Annotated in this window: 19 protein-coding genes; 15 read left to right on the top strand and 4 right to left on the bottom strand. The window is 60.8% G+C overall.

The genetic code is table 11. The features are described from left to right. Positions 1 to 449: 449 nt before the first annotated feature. The 15 genes from FFM53_RS07145 to FFM53_RS07075 all read left to right on the top strand — a co-directional run bounded on the left by FFM53_RS07145 (position 450) and on the right by FFM53_RS07075 (position 14134). Complete coding sequence (locus FFM53_RS07145) at positions 450 to 686, top strand: spike base protein, RCAP_Rcc01079 family (RefSeq protein WP_003546281.1); 237 nt, start codon at positions 450 to 452, stop codon at positions 684 to 686. A gap of 22 nt (positions 687 to 708) precedes the next feature. Next, positions 709 to 1182 (top strand): terminase small subunit-like protein, encoded by a 474-nt coding sequence (locus FFM53_RS07140; RefSeq protein WP_138387845.1) that lies wholly within the window; start codon positions 709 to 711, stop codon positions 1180 to 1182. Next, entirely contained in the window at positions 1148 to 2719 is a 1572-nt protein-coding gene (locus FFM53_RS07135; RefSeq protein ID WP_138387844.1) for a terminase, read from the top strand. Before FFM53_RS07140 ends, FFM53_RS07135 begins: the two co-directional genes overlap by 35 nt. Next, entirely contained in the window at positions 2719 to 4848 is a 2130-nt protein-coding gene (locus FFM53_RS07130; protein WP_138387843.1) for a hypothetical protein, read from the top strand. The genes FFM53_RS07135 and FFM53_RS07130 overlap by 1 nt, the downstream gene beginning before the upstream one ends. 12 nt (positions 4849 to 4860) lie before the next feature. Beyond that, complete coding sequence (locus FFM53_RS07125; RefSeq protein WP_138387842.1) at positions 4861 to 5172, top strand: hypothetical protein; 312 nt, start codon at positions 4861 to 4863, stop codon at positions 5170 to 5172. A 35-nt stretch (positions 5173 to 5207) separates the two neighbouring features. Continuing rightward, on the top strand, positions 5208 to 6281 hold the full coding sequence (locus tag FFM53_RS07120) for a hypothetical protein (protein ID WP_138387841.1): 1074 nt from the start codon (positions 5208 to 5210) through the stop codon (positions 6279 to 6281). Between the two features lie 16 nt (positions 6282 to 6297). Beyond that, entirely contained in the window at positions 6298 to 7272 is a 975-nt protein-coding gene (locus tag FFM53_RS07115; RefSeq protein ID WP_018068848.1) for a phage major capsid protein, read from the top strand. A 22-nt stretch (positions 7273 to 7294) separates the two neighbouring features. Continuing rightward, a complete protein-coding gene (locus FFM53_RS07110) occupies positions 7295 to 8080 on the top strand; it encodes a hypothetical protein (RefSeq protein WP_138387840.1) in 786 nt (261 codons plus the stop codon). A 331-nt stretch (positions 8081 to 8411) separates the two neighbouring features. Then, positions 8412 to 8984 (top strand): hypothetical protein, encoded by a 573-nt coding sequence (locus FFM53_RS07105; protein WP_138388029.1) that lies wholly within the window; start codon positions 8412 to 8414, stop codon positions 8982 to 8984. Positions 8985 to 9000: 16 nt separating this feature from the next. After that, entirely contained in the window at positions 9001 to 9708 is a 708-nt protein-coding gene (locus FFM53_RS07100) for a phage adaptor protein (protein ID WP_138387839.1), read from the top strand. Further along, positions 9705 to 11528 carry a hypothetical protein gene (locus tag FFM53_RS07095; RefSeq protein ID WP_138387838.1) on the top strand — a complete coding sequence of 608 codons (1824 nt, stop codon included), beginning with the start codon at positions 9705 to 9707 and terminating at the stop codon, positions 11526 to 11528. The genes FFM53_RS07100 and FFM53_RS07095 overlap by 4 nt, the downstream gene beginning before the upstream one ends. Next, positions 11525 to 11941 (top strand): GNAT family N-acetyltransferase, encoded by a 417-nt coding sequence (locus FFM53_RS07090; RefSeq protein ID WP_138387837.1) that lies wholly within the window; start codon positions 11525 to 11527, stop codon positions 11939 to 11941. Before FFM53_RS07095 ends, FFM53_RS07090 begins: the two co-directional genes overlap by 4 nt. Beyond that, the gene (locus tag FFM53_RS07085; RefSeq protein WP_138387836.1) at positions 11907 to 12911 is read left to right on the top strand and encodes a tail fiber domain-containing protein; all 1005 of its coding nucleotides are present in this window, start codon (positions 11907 to 11909) and stop codon (positions 12909 to 12911) included. The genes FFM53_RS07090 and FFM53_RS07085 overlap by 35 nt, the downstream gene beginning before the upstream one ends. Continuing rightward, entirely contained in the window at positions 12911 to 13216 is a 306-nt protein-coding gene (locus tag FFM53_RS07080; RefSeq protein WP_173883551.1) for a hypothetical protein, read from the top strand. The genes FFM53_RS07085 and FFM53_RS07080 overlap by 1 nt, the downstream gene beginning before the upstream one ends. A 279-nt stretch (positions 13217 to 13495) precedes the next feature. Continuing rightward, on the top strand, positions 13496 to 14134 hold the full coding sequence (locus FFM53_RS07075; protein WP_138328652.1) for a hypothetical protein: 639 nt from the start codon (positions 13496 to 13498) through the stop codon (positions 14132 to 14134). 13 nt (positions 14135 to 14147) lie between these two features. Here the strand turns inward: FFM53_RS07075 and FFM53_RS07070 are convergent, their stop codons facing one another. From FFM53_RS07070 to FFM53_RS07055, 4 genes are all read right to left on the bottom strand, one after another. Further along, on the bottom strand, positions 14148 to 15077 hold the full coding sequence (locus FFM53_RS07070; protein WP_138387834.1) for a class I SAM-dependent methyltransferase: 930 nt from the start codon (positions 15075 to 15077) through the stop codon (positions 14148 to 14150). Positions 15078 to 15128: 51 nt separating this feature from the next. After that, entirely contained in the window at positions 15129 to 16136 is a 1008-nt protein-coding gene (locus FFM53_RS07065; RefSeq protein WP_138387833.1) for a fatty acid desaturase family protein, read from the bottom strand. Positions 16137 to 16449: 313 nt separating this feature from the next. Continuing rightward, complete coding sequence (locus FFM53_RS07060) at positions 16450 to 17313, bottom strand: FkbM family methyltransferase (RefSeq protein ID WP_138387832.1); 864 nt, start codon at positions 17311 to 17313, stop codon at positions 16450 to 16452. A 16-nt stretch (positions 17314 to 17329) separates the two neighbouring features. Continuing rightward, entirely contained in the window at positions 17330 to 18079 is a 750-nt protein-coding gene (locus tag FFM53_RS07055; RefSeq protein ID WP_138387831.1) for an FkbM family methyltransferase, read from the bottom strand. Between the last annotated feature and the right edge of the window lie 2 nt (positions 18080 to 18081).

Below are 18081 nucleotides of genomic sequence, written 5' to 3'. Positions count from 1 at the left end.
CACAAAGCTCACCCCTTGCTCCGTCCTCCTCGGGCTTGACCCGAGGATCCACGCTGGTCTCCATCAGCAGCGGGCATGGATCCCAGGCTCAAGGCCTGGGATGACGGAGGATGGGGCGTGTGTTTTGCCAAACTCACCAGAGGGCCGATGGCATTCTGACGCCCGCTTGGTCGGGCAGGCTAGATTCCAGACCAACCCGCGACCTACAATCAATCCTTGATCACCCCCCGGCAAATCAGTTAAGACTACCGTAAATCCAAGCTGCGAAATTTGAATCCAGACGGTGATGTCGACCAAGTCGGCGCCGCCCTCCGATCGGTGTGTCTGCCACCGTCCGGCCAGCTTCCCCAGATCATCATTGATCCCCCATCTTCTTCCGCCTGACCTCTCATCTTCGATCACATTGGGATCGGGCCGGGTAGCGCTCGCCTCTCACAAGGAGAACTGTAATGGACCCTTCGATTGCTCCGGCCTCGCGGGCGGCAGTGGTGACTCCGAACGATACTGCCATCGTCGGTGCGCGCGCGCTTTATATCGGCACGGCGGGCGATGTTGCCATTGCGCCGCGCCGGGACATGGATCCTGTCATCTTCAGAAACGTGCCGGCCGGGACGATCCTGCCGGTTCACGCTGCCATTGTGGCGCTGACCGGGACTACGGCCTCCAATATCGTCGCACTGTTCTAGAACCCTCCAGAAGGCGGGCCATATGGGCAGACCGACGAAGTTCACCCAGGCGATTGCCGACAGGATTTGCGAGCGCATCGCCGACAGGGAAAGCCTCCGGTCGATTTGTCGGGATGAAGAGATGCCGGCGATGTCGAGCGTGCTCTCCTGGCTAGCCGATGAGAACAAGGCCGGTTTTCGGGTCAAATATGCCCTGGCGCGCGAGATCCAGGCGGACGGCTTTGTCGACGAGATGGTCGAGATTGCCGATGACCGCGCAAACGACTGGATCGAAAAGAAGAATGCGAGCGGCGAGACCACCGGCTGGCAGGAGAATGGCGAGGCCATAAGGCGTTCGCAGCTCCGCATCGCCACCCGGCAGTGGGTCGCCGAGAAGCTGAGGCCGAAGAAATACGGTTCCAAGGTCGAGCCCGACCAGGGCGCCGTGACCGGCGAGGTTTCGCAATTGCTGGAAGATATCAATGGCAAGACGCGCGGACTTCCAAACGGCAATTGACCAGTTTTCCGACTGGCGCTGGCGTCTCAACAACCTTTATTGGATCACCGACAAATCGGGCAAACGCGTCAGGTTCGAAATGAACTGGACGCAGATGACCTTTTTCGAAGAGATGCATTACCTCAATGTGCTGCTGAAAGCCCGCCAGCTCGGCCTCACGACCTTCATTCAGATCTTCATGCTCGATGCCTGCGTCTTCAACCGGGATATAAGGGCCGGCACCATCGCCCATACGCTGGGCGACGTGCAGACGATCTTCCGGGACAAGATCAAATATCCCTATGACAATCTGCCTGATGGTATCCGCAACGCCGTGCCTGTCGTCAGAGCCAACCAGACCGAACTGCTGCTTGGCAATAATTCGAGCATTCGTGTCGGCACCTCGCTGCGCTCTGGTACGCTGCAATATCTGCATATTTCCGAATATGGAAAGCTTTGCGCGAAATATCCCGACAAGGCGAGGGAAGTCCGCACCGGCGCGCTGAACACAGTGCAGGCCGGTCAGCTGGTCTTCGTCGAAAGCACGGCGGAAGGCCAGGAAGGGCATTTCTACACGCTCTGCGAAGATGGCCAGGTCAAGCAACGCCAGGCGGCGAAGCTGACGGAACTCGATTTCAAATTCCATTTCTTCCCTTGGTGGAAGGAGCCGCAATATGCAATCGCGCCCCAAGGCGTCATCATCACCGATGCTTTCGCAAAATATTTCCGCAATCTGGCCGATCAGGGCATCACGCTGACGGACGGGCAGAAGGCCTGGTACGTCAAGAAGGCCGAAACCCAGCTCGGCGACATGAAGCGCGAATATCCCTCGACGCCGGCCGAAGCGTTCGAAGCGAGCGTCGAGGGCGCCTATTACGCCGACCAGATGGCGGTGGCCGATGCCGAAGAGCGCATCGGGGTTTTCCCGCATGTGGAAGGCTATCCCGTCCATACCATTTCCGACATCGGCATGGATGACACCAACAGCGTCTGGCTGTTTCAGGTGCTGCCCGGCAGGGTCAGGATGATCGGTTATTTCGAGCATACCGGCACCGGCATGGATGGCATGCTCGCCGAGCTGGAGCGGCGCGGCGCCGAGCATGGCTATGTCTACTGCGTCCACAACATGCCGCATGACATCAAGGTCAGGGAATGGACACGCGGCGGCATGACCCGCATCGAAGTCATGCTGAGAGAGGTCAAGGCCCGCGGTCTCGGCACCGTCCGCAAGATCGAGCGCGCCTATGTCCATGACCGGATCAACGGCACCAGGCGCATTCTGGCAAAGATCGAGTTCGATCAGGCCGGCTGCATCCAGGGCATCAAATGCCTGAGGAACTACCGCAAGGACTGGGACGAGGATTTGAGCGTCTTCCGCGACGAGCCCCTGCACAACTGGGCCTCGCACGGCGCCGATGCTTTCGGCGGGCTGGCGATCATTTTCACCGGCCTGGCGCCGGAACCGCTGAAGCCGCAGGCCAAGGCGCTGCCGACCTTCCAGACGATGACATTCAACGAATTTGCCGATTCCACCCCTGCATATAGCGAGCGTGTTTGATGGAAGATGAAACAACGGCTTTGGAGGGCGGGCAGCAATGGGACCTGGCAAAGGTCGGCGCCCGTTGGCAGCAGGAGCTCGAGCGCGCTCAGCGCTATTTCAAGTCCTGGCATGACCGCTGCGTCAAGATCGAGAAGATTTATCTCGACCAGCAGTCGGACCAGACGAATGCGGCCAAGCGAAGGTTTCCGATGCTGTGGGCAAACACCTCTGTGCTGCAGCCGGCCGTCTATGCCCGGGTGCCGCAGCCCGTCGTCGAGCGCCGCTTCAAGGATGCGCAGCCGGTGGCGCGCATGGCCTCCGAGCTCGTCGAACGCAATCTCGCCTATATGGGCGACGAAGCCGATATCGATTCCATCATGCGGGCGGTGCGCGACGATTTCCTGCTCTGCGCCCGCGGCACGGTGTGGCTGCGCTATGAGGCCGATTTCGAGCCGCTCGACATGGGCGTCGAGCCTTCCGACCCGCCGGCCAATGGGGGCTTTCCCGAGGGTCTCCCCGGTGGCTTCCCAGGCGGCTTGCCCGGTGGCATGGGCGAGAATGGCGTTCCGCCGGAGGCAATCAGCGACGAGCGTGTCTGCATCGACTATGTCCACTGGTCGGATTTCCTGCATTCGCCGGCGCGGCGCTGGAAGGATGTGACATGGGTGGCGCGGCGCGTGCCGATGACTGACGAGGAAATGGAGAAGCGGTTCGGCCCTGACGCCATGACATCGCTCCAGGCGCAAGGTGCCGGCAGCAACAAGGGCACCAATCAGACGGAGCGCGCCGAGAACGAGGGCAAGACCCATGTCTGGGAGATCTGGTGCAAGAGCGAAAACTATACGCTGTGGATCGCCGACGGCGCGCCGGTGGCGCTCGAAGTGTCGGAGCCGCCGCTCGATCTGACGCATTTCTGGCCCTGCCCGCGCCCGGCCTATGGCACGATGTCGACCAGCTCGCTCATCCCGGTTCCCGACTATGTCTATTATCAGCAGCAATGCGACGAGATCGATCTGTTAACGAAGCGCGTCAACAAGCTGACCGATCAGCTGCGCCTGAAAGTGTTTTATCCCTCCGGCGACGGCGCGATCTCGCCGGCGATCGAGAAGGCGATGCGGCCGGAAAACGATACAGTTATGGTGCCGATCCCGGAATGGGCTGCCTTCACCGACAAGGGCGGCTCGAAGGCGATCGTGACGCTGCCGATCGACGAGGTGCAGAAGGTCATCATCGCCTGCATCCAGGCCCGCAAGCAGCTGATCGAGGATGTCTATCAGATCACCGGCATCTCCGACATCGTCCGCGGCGACACCCAGGCGTCGGAGACGGCAACGGCGCAGCGCATCAAGAGCCAGTGGGGCTCGATCCGCATCCGCGACCGCCAGTCGGAGCTTGCCCGCTTCGCCCGTGACATCATCCGCCTTGCCGGCGAAATCATCTGCGACCAGTTCCAGCCGGAAACGCTGATGCTCGTCAGCGGCATCAAGCTTCCCACCATGGCCGAAAAGCAGCAGGTCCAAATGCAGATGCAGCAGATGCAGATGGCGGCACAGCAGGCGGCAATGCGTGCAGAGCAGACGGGCCAGCCCGCACCGCCGCCGCCGCAGATGCCGCCGCAGCTTGAGCAGATGATGCAGCAGCCGACGATCGACGAGGTCGTGCAGTTGCTCCGCAATGACAGCATTCGCGGCTTCCAGATCGACATCGAAACGGATTCGACGATCGAGCCCGACGAAGACGCCGAAAAGCAGCGCCGCATGGAATTCGTGCAGATGATCGGCGGCTTCCTGCAGCAGGCCGGCGCCATGGCGCAGCAGAACCCGATGCTGGTGCCCGTGATGGTCGAGACGCTGCTCTTTGCCGCCCGCGGCTTCAGGGCCGGTCGCCAACTCGAAAGCACGCTGGAACAAGTCGGCGCCCAGCTCTCCGAGGCCGCCACCGCGCCAAAACCGCCACCGGAGCCGCCGGCCGAGCAGATGATCAAGCTGAAAACGGCTGAGGTGAAGGCGGGTGCGGAACAGCGGAAAGCCGAGCTTGGTGTGGCGCAAGCCGAGATCGAGCATCGCGCCGTGGTCGAACAGGCGCGCGGCGAGGCGGCGGCGCAGGGCTTGCAGCAGTTCCAGGCGCAGCAGCCCGCCTATCAGTGAACGGAGTGAAAGATGAGAGAACGCTATTGCCGCGTCTGCGGTGGCTGGCACGCGCTCGATAAATGGCCGCACAACTGCATGCCGGCGCAAAACTCGGCGCAGTCGGATCTGCCGGCGCCGCATTTCGTCAGTGACAGCATCGATATCCAGTCGATGCATGACGGCAGGCATTACACCTCGAAAGCCAAGCTGCGCTCCGCCTACCGGGCGGCCGGCGTGGTCGAGATCGGCAACGAAAAGCCACAGCCGATCGAGAAGCCGAAAGCGGATCGAAAGGCGATCCGCAATGAATTGCGGCGAGTTCACGCCGAATACAACGCCTGAACGGGCATCAACCCCCGACAAAGGAACTTTCCGACATGGATATGGAAGACCTGAACGAGGCCGGCAACGGCAGCGAAGATTTTGGCGCGTTCGACGAGCAGCCGGTCAGCATCCGCGACAGCCTGAAGGCGGCGATCGACACCGTCGAAGGCAATGGACCGGGCGATATCGCCGGCCAGCCGCGCGACGGGGAAAACGGCCGCTTCCTGGCCAAGGGGCAGGAGCAGGCCGCCACAGCGGCGAGGGCAGGGCCGTCGCCCGCGGTAAATGCCGCTCAGCAGACGCCGCAAGCACAGAGCCAGATGCAGACCCGGGAGCAGCCGGCAGGGATCGGCGGCCGGGTTCCGCCCGGCTGGTCGGCGGAAGCCAAGGCGCAATTCGCGACCCTTCCCGGGGAAGTGCAGGCGGCCATCACCAAGCGGGAACAGGAGGTCGATAACGGCTTCCGCGTCCTGCAGGATTACAAGGGGCTCGAAGAGTTCACGCCGCTCATCCGCCAGGCCGGCATGACCCATGCCGATGTCATGCGCCGAGCGATCGACTGGGAAAAGGCGCTCATCCACGACCCCGTCAACACCGTCGTTCACGTCGCCAGGATGGCCGGGGTCAACCTTCATGCCCTGGTCAATGGCCAGACGGATCAGGTCCTGCAGCGGAGTTCGCAGCAGGCCGGACTACAGCAAGGCGGACCGCAGCCTCGACCCGTCAACGTCGAGGCGACGGTCGAACATGTTTTGCGGAAAAGGGACACCGAAACTCAAGTCGATGCCTTCCTTTCCGACCCGGCAAACGCGCACGCCGATGACGTACTTGATGACATGATCGCCCTTATCAACGCAGGGCGGGCATCATCGCTTCAGGACGCCTACGACGCCGCATGCTGGATGCGCCCGGACATTCGCCAGCAGTTGATCAGCCAGACTGCGCCGGCACCCGTCCACCAGCAGCAAGCCCAGAGGGCAGCAGCGGCAGATCAAGCCCGCCGCGCCTCGCGATCCATCTCTGGATCTTCCGCGCCGGGCCCGACCCGCGATGCGGCAAGAGGCCAGCCCACTTCCATCCGAGACTCGCTGCGCGACGCCATGCGTTTTTCGCGCGGGCAAGTCTGATCAAAAGGAATGATCAATGCCCATCTCGCCCAACCTCTCTGAAATCGTGACCACGACGCTGCGCAACCGCAGCGGCACGGTCGCCGACGACGTGACGAAGAACAACGGTCTTCTCACCCGTCTGAACAGCCGTGGCCGCAAGAAGCCCATCTCCGGCGGCCGCACCATCGTCCAGGAACTGCAGTACCAGGAAAACAGCACCTTCAAGCGCTATTCCGGCTACGATATCCTGAATGTGCAACCCTCCGACGTCATCACCGCTGCCGAATACGACCTCAAGCAGGCCGCGGTCGCCGTCTCCATGTCGGGCCTCGAACAGCTGCAGAACTCAGGCGAGGATGCGATCCTCGATCTGCTCGAGCAGCGCATCGAGAATGCCGAAACGACCCTGAAGAACAATATCGCGCTCGACTGCTATTCCGATGGCACGGCCGATGGCGGGCGTCAGATCGGCGGGTTGCAGCTGCTGGTCTCGACCTCGCCGACATCAGGCACCGTCGGCGGCATTTCGCGCGCCACCTGGGGTTTCTGGCGCAACCAGAAATTCTCGGCCTCGGCCGATGGTGGTGCCGCGGCCTCGAATGCCAACATCCAGAGCTACATGAACCGGCTCTACATGTCCTGCGTTCGCGGCTCCGACGCGCCTGATCTGGTCGTCGCCGACAACAACTTCTTCCGCCTCTACTGGGAATCGCTGCAGGCAATCCAGCGCATCACCTCGGCGGACAAGGGCATGGCCGGCTTCCAGTCGCTGCAGTACATGGGCGCCGACGTGATCTTCGACGGCGGCTTCGGCGGCGGTGCGCCTCTCAACCAGATGTTCTTCCTGAACACCAAGTATCTGTTCTACCGCCCGCACCGCGACCGCGACATGGCGCCGATCGGCGACGAGCGCATGAACACCAACCAGGATGCCTTCGTGCAGCTCATGGGCTTCGCCGGCAACCTCACCATGAACAACGCCTTCCTGCAGGGCGTGTTGTTCGCCTGATCGTCAACGAAAGGAAAAGCAAATGTCGGTCGCAACAATCCAGTCCGATCGTCTTGGCGCGAACCCGTTCGTCGTCGAAGGCCCGATCGTTTCCGGCTCCGGTATTCCGGGCCCGAACTTCTCCCTCGGCGCTGTCGCCGGCGGAGACCGCGAATCCGAATGGGTCTATTGCCAGCTCGTGCTGGCCTCGCAGACGACCCTTCAGCCCGGCCAATGGTTCCAGTGGACCCGGGATTATGTCGCCTCGCTGCTGACCACGGCGGCTGCCGTCGTCGGCCAGCGCTGCGGCGTCTTCTCGGGCGCCGCCCAGCCGCCGACCCTCACGGGTGGCCCGATCGGTGCCATCACCCTTGCACCGGGCACCTATTACGTCTGGCTGCAGCGCAATGGCCAGGCTCCGGCATTGGTCGCAACCGCAACGGCGGCCCTCGTCGTTGCCGAAACCACCACCACCGCAGGCCAGGCGAGCGCCCCCGCATCCGCCACGGCAACCACCAAGGCCATCGCCAACGTCAACTTCGCGGCGGCCAACCAGACGTTCACGGCAACTACCGTCAACGGTTCCAACCTGCTGACGAGCCTTTCCGGTCTGAATGCCGGTTCCGGTCCGTTCATCGGCGCGGCCGTCTCGGGCACCGGGATTGCCGGCGGCACGACCATCTCGGTCATCACCTACAGCCCGAGCGGCGTCGTCCAGAGCATCACCCTCTCGGCCAACGCCACCGCTAACGGTACCGGCATCACCATCACGGCGACGGGCGTGCTCGAGGCGACGCTGATGCGTCCGTTCCTGTCGAAGGTGAACTAACATCGACGGGCGCTTTGGCGCCCGTTTCGTCGACCTCTCCATACGCGGCCTGCCCCTCATCCAGTTCGTGCCGATGGCTGCCCCTCACCCTAACCCTCTCCCCGTAAAAACGGGGAGAGGGGACGTGCCAAACGCAACGTCGAGATTGACGAAGCCGGCGCGGCATATCCCCTTCTCCCCGCCTGCGGGGAGAAGGTGGCGGCAGCCGGATGAGGGGCAGTCGGCGATCTCCTGCGTCGATGACGACGCCGAGTATTGTTTGTCACCAATCACGCCCGAGGCGCTTCGACGCCCGTTCCCATTTCCCCGCCATCAACAGCGAGACAACACCATGCCCGACAGCAACACCGGAATTTATGCCTCTTTCAGCCTCGAACCGGTCGAACAGACCTTTCTGACGGAGAAGGAGGGCCGGCCGATTTTCGCCGACAAGGAATTCGTTCGCATCTTCATCTCCGGCGACAAGCACACCGAAGTCTATCGCGAGGTGACCGACAATGACAAACAGCGCTTTTCCGATGCCTATAAGCGTTTCAAGGAAGGCGCTGCCGCCCGCGAGCAGCTGACCGGCACGCCGCTGGCGCAATGGCCCTATCTCAAGCCCAGCCAGATCAAGGAGCTGGAAGCGGTCAACATCTATACCGTCGAGCAGCTCGCCGCCCTCTCCGACACCGTCAAGCAGAAGATCGGCATGGGGGCAAACGAGCTCGTCGCCGCCGCCCGGGCCTATCTGGCCACCGCCGAGAATTCGAGTGCTGCCTCGGCCTTTGCCGCCGAAAACGAGCGGCTGAAGGGCGAGGTCACCCGCCTGCAGGAGCAGATGAGGGAGATGGCTTCCCGCTTCGAGACTCTCGAAAACGAACGTCAAGGCGGGGCCAAATCCCGCGGCCGCGTCGCCGCCTGAACCGGAGATCCCGCGCATGTCGCTCTTGACCATCATTCAGAATGTCTGCGCGGAAATCGACCTCGATCCGCCGACGGCTGTCATGTCCTCGGCGGATCCGCAGATCATGCAGCTGCGCATCCTCTCCACCCGAGCCGGCCGCGACCTGATGCGCGAGCATGACTGGTCGACGCTGATGGTGCAGCGGCAATTCACAACGACGGGCGCCAACCCGGAACCGGCCGAGCCGCCCGCTGACTGGGACCGTTTCGCCGCCAATTCGAAGGTCTGGAATGCCTCGCGCCTCTGGCAGCTGAATGGCCCGGTGGAGCCGCAGACCTGGCAGCGCAACAGGATCATCAATTCGAACCCGGTGCCGCAGATCTGGCGCATGGCCGGCGGCAGGCTCGACATCCACCCGAACGCTGCAGGCGAGACGATGGCTTACGAGTATATTTCCGGCTTCTGGGTGGCGCTGAACGGCGAGGCGACCTATGCCGCCAATTGGGCGAACGATACCGATACGGCCCGTTTTCCCGAAGACCTTCTCGAACTTTCGCTGATCTGGCGCTGGAAGCGGGCCAAGGGCCTCGATTATGGCGAGGAGATCGCCAGTTTCGAGCGATCCAAGGAAGCCGCGATCGGCGCCGATCGCGCCGCAGCGCCCGTCGACCTCTCGCTGCCGGGCAGGGGGCAGGCGCCTGAGAATTATTGGCCCGGCACGATCACGGTGTCCAACCCATGACCCGCAGACCTGTCCCTCAAAATGGGCGCACCGGCCGCGTTTCACCAGGCAAAGACTGGATCGCGCCGATCGGCGGCTGGCGAACCGATGTCGAGATGGCGGATATGCCCGCCGATGCGGCGTTTCAGCTCGACAATTTCTTTCCCGAAGCAAACCGGGTGCGCGCCCGCTATGGCTTCCTCGCTTTCGCCACCGGGCTTGGCGCCGATGTGCAGACGGTCATTGCCTATTCGGGCGTCGGCAACAGGCTGTTTGCCGCCGCCGGAGACAAGATCTTCGACGTCACGGCGGGTGGCGCCGCCGGTGCGCCCGTCGTCTCCGGCATGGCCAGCGCCCACTGGTCGGTGCAGCAATATACCAACCCGGCCGGCCAGGAGTTTTTGCGCCTCGTCAACGGCCTCGACACGCCGCTGCTCTTCAACGGTACCACCTGGACGAATAATTTTCTGGTGGGCACGGCAACGCTCGCCACCCAGAACGTCGCCGTCAGGAACACGCCCTATACGCTGAGCTTCTTCGGCACCGGCTCGGTCACCCTTTCCGGCGCCTTCACCGGCACGCTGAACGGCACGGGCGTCGCCAACCGGGTGACGCTCACCTTCACGCCGGCGGCCGGCACGCTTGTCGTCACCGTCTCGGGAACGGTCACCAATGCGCAGCTTGAGACGGGCGCGGTCGCCACAGCTTACGTTCCCTCGACGATGATTACGGGCATTCCGGACGCCTCGCTGCTGATCGCCGTCACCGCCTATCGTTCGCGTCTCTGGTTCATCGAGAAGAATTCGACCAATGTCTGGTATCTCGCCACCGATGCCGTCAGCGGCACGGCGACGGTGCTGCCGGTCGGCGGCAACATGAAATATGGCGGCACGCTGATTGCGATCAACGTCTGGACCATCCCTGTTTCGACAGGCCTGCAGCAGTGCCTGGTGCTGATCTCCTCAGAAGGCGAGGTGATCGTTTTCCAGGGTTCCGATCCCTCGAGTGCTTCCAATTGGGGCCTGATCGGCACCTTCAAGCTCGGCCGGCCGCTCGGCACCGATCGATGCCTGCTGTCGGTCGGCGCCGATCTGGCGATCATGACCACCGACGGCATCGTGCCGATCACCAAGGCCGTGCAGCTCGATCGCGGTGCCACCAGTCTCGGCGCGATCACCGCCAAGATCGGCCCGACCTGGCGCGAGACCGTTGCGGCGACCGGCACGACCTCTGAGGAGTGGCAGCTTTCGAGCTTCCCGGCCAGGCAGATGGCGATCGTCAATCTGCCGTCCTCCTTCGGTCCCTATCAATATGTGATGAACACCGAAACTGGGGCCTGGTGCCGCTTCGTCGGCATGCCGGCCTCCTGCTGGGCGACCTGGCAGGACCGGCTGTTCTTCGGCGCGGGCGACGGCACGGTTTATGAGGCCGAGGTCGGCGCCAACGACAATGGCGTGGCGATCGACGCGCTGATGGTCGGCGCCTGGAGCCGCTATGGCGACGGGCTCTCGACCAAGCTCTCGAAGCTGATCGGGGTGACGGCGCAGATCGGGGTGTCGACGCTGATGTATGCCGGGATCTCGGTGGACTATCAGACCAAGATTCCGACAGCCCTTCTGTCGTCGGTCGAAAACAATGCGGCGGCGAAGTGGGGAACGGCGGTCTGGGGTGTCGCGAAATTCCCCGGCATTTCGCTCGTCCGTAAATTCGCCTCCGCCGGCGGCGCGGGCTCGGCCTTGGCGCCGACGATCCGGGCGCTGATCTCGGGTTCGTCCGGCTCGGTCTCCGAGGCGGCCGTGGTCGGCGGCTCGGTGCTTTACGAAAAGGGCGCGCCGATTTGATCGTCTCCGAACCGCGCGAGCAGATCGCGGCCTGGGTCGGCAACAGGATCGGTGTGGCCTTTCACCCGCCTTACACGACGCTCGCCCATATCGACCGCGGCCGGATCATCGCCGGCTTCGTTTTCAACGTCTGGACCGAGCATGACGTCGAAGTTTCGCTGGCCGCCGACCGGCTGACGCTGACGCTGATGCGATCGGTCTTTCGCTATGTCGTGCATCAGCTCGGCTGCCGCCGCGCAACCGCAAGAACCCGCGCCGACAATGCCGAATCCCAGCAGGTTCTGGCAAGACTCGGCGCACGCCTGGAAGGTCGCCAGCAGGCCTATTTCGGCGACTGCGACGCGCTGCTTTACGCAATCATGAAAGAGGATTTTCCCTATGGTCTCCACGCCGAAGGCCCCAAAGGCGCCTGATCCGACACAGACCGCAGCGGCGCAGACGGCCACCAACGTCGACACCGCTATTGCCAATGCGGGGCTCAGCCACACCAACCAATACACGCCGGATGGTTCGCTGGAATACAAGGTCAGCGGCTACCAGACGATGACCGACCAGAACGGTAAGACCTATCGGCTGCCCACCTATTCGGCCTATCAGACCTATTCGCCCGGGAACCAGGCGATCTACGACCAGACGCAGCAGACGCAGCTCGGCCTTGCCAAGCTCGCCAACGACCAGACCGGCAAGATTTCGGGCGTGCTCGGCACCAATGTCGATCTCAGCGCCGGCAATGTCGACAAATATGTCAACGATCATTGGCGGTCCGGCTTCAACAACCAGTGGGACCGCGATCAGGCGAGCCTCGATCAGAGCCTTGCCGACAAGGGCATCTCGATGGGCTCGGCCGCCTATGACAATGCGCTGAGCGATTTTTCGACGCGCAAGCAGGCCGCATCCGACCAGTATCTCGGCGACATGTATTCGAATGCCCAGAACTCGATCCTGACCGAACGAAACCAGCCGCTGAACGAGATTTCGGCACTGATGTCGGGCTCGCAGGTCCACCAGCCGAGCTATGTCAACACGCCGACGACGCAACTGCCGACTGTGGATCAGGCTGGGCTGATCAACGAGAATTTCAATCAGAAGATGGGTCTCTACAACCAGCAGCTCGCCCAGTCGAACGCCGCAATGGGCGGTCTGTTTGGTCTTGGCGGCTCGCTGCTCGGCGGCTGGGCGAAATCCGACCGTCGGCTGAAGGAAAACATCAAACGCGTCGGCACGCTGGATAACGGCCTGGCGGTCTATGCCTTCCGGTACAAGGAGGGCGGCCCGACCCAGATCGGCCTGATGTCCGACGATGTGCGCACGATGCATCCGGACGCGGTGTTCGAACACGCAGACGGTTTCGACCGCGTCGATTACGGAAGGGCGGTGGGCTGATGGCATATATCTTCGGCGGCGATACAGGCAAGACACAGGGCGAGGTCAGCGACCAGCGCAAGCGGCTGGCCTACGCGATGTTGCAGCAGGGCATGGATACGAGCCCGGTCCAATCGCCATGGCAGGGCGCGGCGCGGCTTGCGCAGGCGCTGATGGGCGGGCTGGATATCAGGCAGCAGAATGAGGAGCAGCGGGCGGGGAGGGCCGAGACTCCCGCCGGGCCGATGGGCGCGCCTTCAACTCCGCCGGCGAAGTTTCCCGGCTTCCTGCCGTCGATCTTCGGCGGCAAGCGCAGTGTTCCCTGACAACTCATGAGCCTTCGTTGCCGTCTTGGGGCGCCAGCATCCCACTCGCGGTTCAGCAGCCATCTTCAACCCCAAATCCGATGAGCGGACCGAGGCTAGCCGCTTCTGAAGGCCATTGCCAACGCGAATGTCCCACCGCGGCAGCGCGCGATGGCGATGCAATTCTGCAAGCGCTGAAGAAGCCGGCGGTCCGCTCCGACCCGTCCTAAAGCTGAGGCAGATCTCCAAGCTGCTGTTCGGAAGCCATGTCGATCCCAACCACCATCCACAGGAGTCGTAATGTCAGACTTTAATAGAACACCGGTTGTACCACCGAGAAAAGTTGCCGAGCTTAGAAATGACCCTTATGCGGGGCACTCCGGCGACCTCTCGGTTAACAATGCATTACGCGCCTTCAGCCGTGGCACTGTCGTCGGCCCTTATCTCGACGAAATGGACGCTGGGACAGCTGCATTGCTGGCGCCCTATGCTGATCCACTGCTGCCTGATTTTTTGTTTCCGCCGCTGCCGGGCGAAACGTTTGGAGAGCGGTATGACAACGCACTCGCTAATCAGCGCGGGATGGACAGAGCCTTCGACGAACAGCATCCCTATGTCTCCGAAACGCTGCAGCGCGCCGGAGGTTTGGCCTCTGACCTAGCTTTTAAGTTGCCGCCAGGGAGGATGACCGACATCGGGCTCGGTGCTGTTGAAGGTTTCGGAAACGGGGAAGGTGGTTTCAGCAACCGAGCCGAGCAGGCCTTCCGTGGCGCTAGCGAAGAGGCTTTGAAAGGACTCGCTATGGATACTTTAAAGGGGCGCCGTATGATGCCGGCCGAAGCCGCTCCGGAAAGTGGTCGTAGAGCCGGCGCGAAGGCTGCTCTTACACGCGCGCTTCTTAGAGTACGCGGTCGAAACGGCGGTGGTGGCGGTTGGTAACAGATATCGTCGACTATACCTTCCTCGATATTGCCTGTTGGTTTGACGTTTTAAACCTCATCGCGATGGCGGCGATATCAAGAAAAGCAAAGGCGGCAATCAAAGGTATATTTTTGACGCCGAAAATCTTCGTCAAGGAACTCTTCCAGCCGAAACGCGCCTGCACAGCTCCTTGGAGGGAGTAAATCCAGATCAATGGAGCGGGAAGATTGCGTTGAGATTCAACGGCCAACCCCACTCTGTGCAGGAGTTCAGCCAATCGCTCAAAACTGTAAAGGTTCAAGTGGCGCGGGAAATAATACCCGCCCCACGCACCGCCCGCGAAGAGCCGCCTGTCCCAGCCGTCAGTATTAGGCGTTTCGATCAACAGCCGGCCATCCTTCGCCAAGGCACGGACGAGGCGTCGCAAGCTCTCCTCCGGCTCCCAAAGATGCTCTATAAGCTGGAGCATGATGATGAAATCAAAGGGTTGTGCCGGCAATTCCGCAGCTTCAAGCGGCGCTTCGATTAGACCTATTCCCTGGCTTTCCAGGCTGTTGCGCGTTTCAACCGGGAAATGCCAATCCAGACCGAAGAGCTCAAGATCAGGACGCGCTTGACGAAGTGCGATCAAAAGCTCGCCGTTGCCGCATCCCACATCGAGCACCCTTCCCCCCAAAGGAAGATGCGCGACAACGCCCTTCAGGCGCTTTCGATTGACGATGGTCTTTATTCGACCAAGAAGATTTGCCCGGCCCTGAAATCTGTTCGAGAAGGTGCCGTAGTTGGCCGGATACATCAAAGACAGCTGGCTGATGTCGGGCCTCGGATTGAGATAGAAATGACCGCAACCATCGCATCGAACGTATCTGAAGTTGTCTTCGGTGCCGTGATATATGTAGTCCTGCCCGGTAGCAACGATAGTGGAGGCCTGACTGCCACAACCGGAGCATGCCGTCGACATTGATCTTATCTGAGCTGTCACTTGTATCTTCGTTTTTCCGCGTGCAACGCCTTAGAGAGCCAATGCATCTTGAACCGAATCGGAGAAATCATCGTTCTTACGATTTCTCGAGAGTCGGATGAATTTTGCAAAACCGCTGCGCTGCAGGCACCCCGGAAAATGCTCATAGAACCCCCTTTCGAAGAGGTGCCTATGAAGTATTGCAAGATTATGCTGCGGAATGGCGGGGAATAGGTGATGTTCGATGTGATAGTTGAAATTTGCTTGGTACATAAGCCATTTTTCAAACCAATTAGGCGCCGTCGTCCGAGCCAGCGGCATCATGGCCTGCTCCCGTCCGTCCTCGTAAAGCGGATAGTCCTCAGGCTGATGCTCAGCAATGGTGCGTACGATATTCAGGGCGATCGCTACGGCCGCGATGGGATAGCCCCATAGCAGAATGTAGAGATACCAGCGGCCTGTCACAATGCAGAGCGCAAACAGCAAGCCATTGAAGACGATAGTCACCATCGGCGCCAACCAGGAAGGCGACAGCGAGTTCCCCGATGCCTGCTTTCGGGCCGAACCACCATATTTGTCTGCCGCCAGCCACACTCCCATACCCCCGCTCAAAGCCTTGACCATGACCCAGGCGAGCGCCCGAAAGCCCTTGATCGGCTCGCGATAGGGATAGCCATCCGCATCCTTCTCTGTACCCAGATGTGCATGGTGGCTCATGTGGCGCAATCGATACGCGGCAACCGACATCCCGACAGGTGCAGCAAAGAACATGTCGCACCAGATATCGTTTTTACGGCGGTCGGAGTAGAGATGGAAATGCGATGCCTCGTGAACCCAGAGCAACATGCCCTGCGTTACTGCGCAGTTGATCAGGAATGGCAGCCATAGGAGCCACCAAGGGCCGAGGAGTGCGATCGACCAGGAGACAACTATCTGAAGCCAGATCATCGCGGTCGCCACGATGATCGCGCGCGGTTGAGGCTGTTTCAACGATTCAAGGAAACCCGGGTCGACAAGCTTTCTTGCTACCTTCATGCATTCATTGAACTGCGCATCCATTCAGTGACCAATTCTCAGATTTTGAAGATTTAACCGCATCTGCAAGCGCCGGCTCAAAGGCCGATATCGAAACTGCTTAGTCTTACGATGAAACCGCGCGACAAAGACGCTTCTCCAAAAAAACCGTCGGCTGTATCGCTTGCTTGCGGTGTCCGGTGCCGGATTAATACACCACAATTGAGATGGCAACCAAGTAGAAACGGGTTAGCGCGTTGCATATCGCCTGTCTCCTGCCGAGAGGAAAAATCCTGCACTAACAGCCACGGCCACCTTAAGGAAAGGACGCATGGCAACAAGTGGCAGCTGAGACATATTACCTAGAATCCTTTTGACTCTTATCGAAAGCCATCACGTTCATACCACCCCCATCAGCTATCATCGCGCGTACTTTGCTGGCGTCTTCCGGCAGTTTTCTACCCGATGCCACGTCTCCAATTTGGTAGCCACAGTCCCAGAGAAGCTTCAGCAACCGATCGAAGTCTCCGGGATTCTCGGCATAAACATACGGCGCTAATTCAAGCATTATGCGCGGCTTGGATCTTTCAAGAGTTGCCGTCGCCCCGAGCAGAACCTCAAGCTCATTGCCATCAACGTCAAGTTTCATGAAATCAACTTTGTCGACCCCAAGACCCCGCAGAGTTTCGTCCAGGGTACCGAGCCGCGCGCCCTGCGTCGACATGAGACGACCGTGATGTTCGCTATGCAGATCGTCTGCGACTTCAAGCGGCCAGCTCGAATAGACCGCTTCCGGCATTGTTTCGGACGCACTTGCCATCAGCATCATCTGGTGAGGGTCAATTCGTTGGGCGAGCGTCGGGTTGAGCGAGATATTTGTCTTCTGTTTCGAAAATGCGTGAGCCGTGGGCTCGAAGGAGATCACCTTGCCCTTTCCGCCCACCAACTGAGCCAAAGGCAAGGTGTGAGAACCGACATTGGCGCCGATATCGAGGACTATATCTCCGTCCCTTATCAGCTCTCTATATCTGTCGAGCGTTCGCACCTCGAACCCGCCCAGGAGGTAGATCGCGAAATCGACGCCGTCCCTCAAGTCCAGCGACCAGTTTATTCCACGGCGCTGCGCTACGATCGTTGCAGGCAAGCCAACGCAACCGCGGACGAACAAGACGGCCCTGGATAGGTAACGAGCGATCAGGATTTTGTTGCTGGTGGATAACATCGTCCGCACGCTGCCTTTAATTGATATCTTGTTTAGCGGAAGCTCTTCTTGCAACGACTAGGTTGCAGTAGTGGCCCGCGTTGGTTGGATCGAGGCTTTCGTAGCTGAAAGCTGTGCCTGGTGGATCCGCAATATTGTGGAACTTGAAATTCAGCATCTCTAGGAATCGGGTCAGCTCGGACGGATTCACAAACGCCTTCGACAAGCCGTAAGGCCAGAATTCCATGAATATCCTGATGTCGCGGTTTTCCCGTAAAACCCGCTCCGCACCCTGCAGAACACTCAGTTCGTAGCCCTGAACATCGATTTTGATAAAATCGACCCGTTGCCCCGGAGAAAAATAATCATCCAGCCTCACCAACGGCACGTCGATGCTCGCTCGCCCGTCGCCGCTATCGAATGTCCGGTGATCAACGTTCAGCTCGTTCGAAACATACAGCTTTATGGTGCCGCTGCCGGCTCCCACCGCCGCATGTCGCAGCGATACATTCGACAAGCCGTTTACCGTCGCTTCAAGCTTCTCGAAGTTCGCCGGTGCGGGCTCGAAGGCATGCACCTGGCCGGTTGCTCCCGTCAGCGCGGAGAACATGCGGGTGTATATTCCGATGTTTGCACCGATATCCGCGACGATCATGCCCGGTGAAATCATGTTGCGCATCAGCGTGCGCTCACGTCGTTCCGAGACCGCCTTCCACAGGGAGTAGAGCGGATAGTAAATGGGATAGCAATGTCGGTAGAGCCAATCGGCGAGGCGAAGCAGGACCATCG

The organism is Rhizobium indicum, from assembly GCF_005862305.2.
In the GTDB taxonomy this organism is placed as follows: Bacteria; Pseudomonadota; Alphaproteobacteria; order Rhizobiales; family Rhizobiaceae; genus Rhizobium; species Rhizobium indicum.
Note: the sequence above shows the minus strand (reverse complement) of the source record. Positions and strands in the feature narration are given on the sequence as shown.

Coding starts and splice junctions, on each gene's coding strand:
- FFM53_RS07145 (WP_003546281.1), top strand. CDS start 450: ATGGACCCTTCGATTGCTCCGGCCTCGCGGGCGGCAGTGGTGACTCCG.
- FFM53_RS07140 (WP_138387845.1), top strand. CDS start 709: ATGGGCAGACCGACGAAGTTCACCCAGGCGATTGCCGACAGGATTTGC.
- FFM53_RS07135 (WP_138387844.1), top strand. CDS start 1,148: ATGGCAAGACGCGCGGACTTCCAAACGGCAATTGACCAGTTTTCCGAC.
- FFM53_RS07130 (WP_138387843.1), top strand. CDS start 2,719: ATGGAAGATGAAACAACGGCTTTGGAGGGCGGGCAGCAATGGGACCTG.
- FFM53_RS07125 (WP_138387842.1), top strand. CDS start 4,861: ATGAGAGAACGCTATTGCCGCGTCTGCGGTGGCTGGCACGCGCTCGAT.
- FFM53_RS07120 (WP_138387841.1), top strand. CDS start 5,208: ATGGATATGGAAGACCTGAACGAGGCCGGCAACGGCAGCGAAGATTTT.
- FFM53_RS07115 (WP_018068848.1), top strand. CDS start 6,298: ATGCCCATCTCGCCCAACCTCTCTGAAATCGTGACCACGACGCTGCGC.
- FFM53_RS07110 (WP_138387840.1), top strand. CDS start 7,295: ATGTCGGTCGCAACAATCCAGTCCGATCGTCTTGGCGCGAACCCGTTC.
- FFM53_RS07105 (WP_138388029.1), top strand. CDS start 8,412: ATGCCCGACAGCAACACCGGAATTTATGCCTCTTTCAGCCTCGAACCG.
- FFM53_RS07100 (WP_138387839.1), top strand. CDS start 9,001: ATGTCGCTCTTGACCATCATTCAGAATGTCTGCGCGGAAATCGACCTC.
- FFM53_RS07095 (WP_138387838.1), top strand. CDS start 9,705: ATGACCCGCAGACCTGTCCCTCAAAATGGGCGCACCGGCCGCGTTTCA.
- FFM53_RS07085 (WP_138387836.1), top strand. CDS start 11,907: ATGGTCTCCACGCCGAAGGCCCCAAAGGCGCCTGATCCGACACAGACC.
- FFM53_RS07080 (WP_173883551.1), top strand. CDS start 12,911: ATGGCATATATCTTCGGCGGCGATACAGGCAAGACACAGGGCGAGGTC.
- FFM53_RS07075 (WP_138328652.1), top strand. CDS start 13,496: ATGTCAGACTTTAATAGAACACCGGTTGTACCACCGAGAAAAGTTGCC.
- FFM53_RS07070 (WP_138387834.1), bottom strand. CDS start 15,077: ATGTCGACGGCATGCTCCGGTTGTGGCAGTCAGGCCTCCACTATCGTT.
- FFM53_RS07065 (WP_138387833.1), bottom strand. CDS start 16,136: ATGGATGCGCAGTTCAATGAATGCATGAAGGTAGCAAGAAAGCTTGTC.
- FFM53_RS07060 (WP_138387832.1), bottom strand. CDS start 17,313: ATGTTATCCACCAGCAACAAAATCCTGATCGCTCGTTACCTATCCAGG.
- FFM53_RS07055 (WP_138387831.1), bottom strand. CDS start 18,079: ATGGTCCTGCTTCGCCTCGCCGATTGGCTCTACCGACATTGCTATCCC.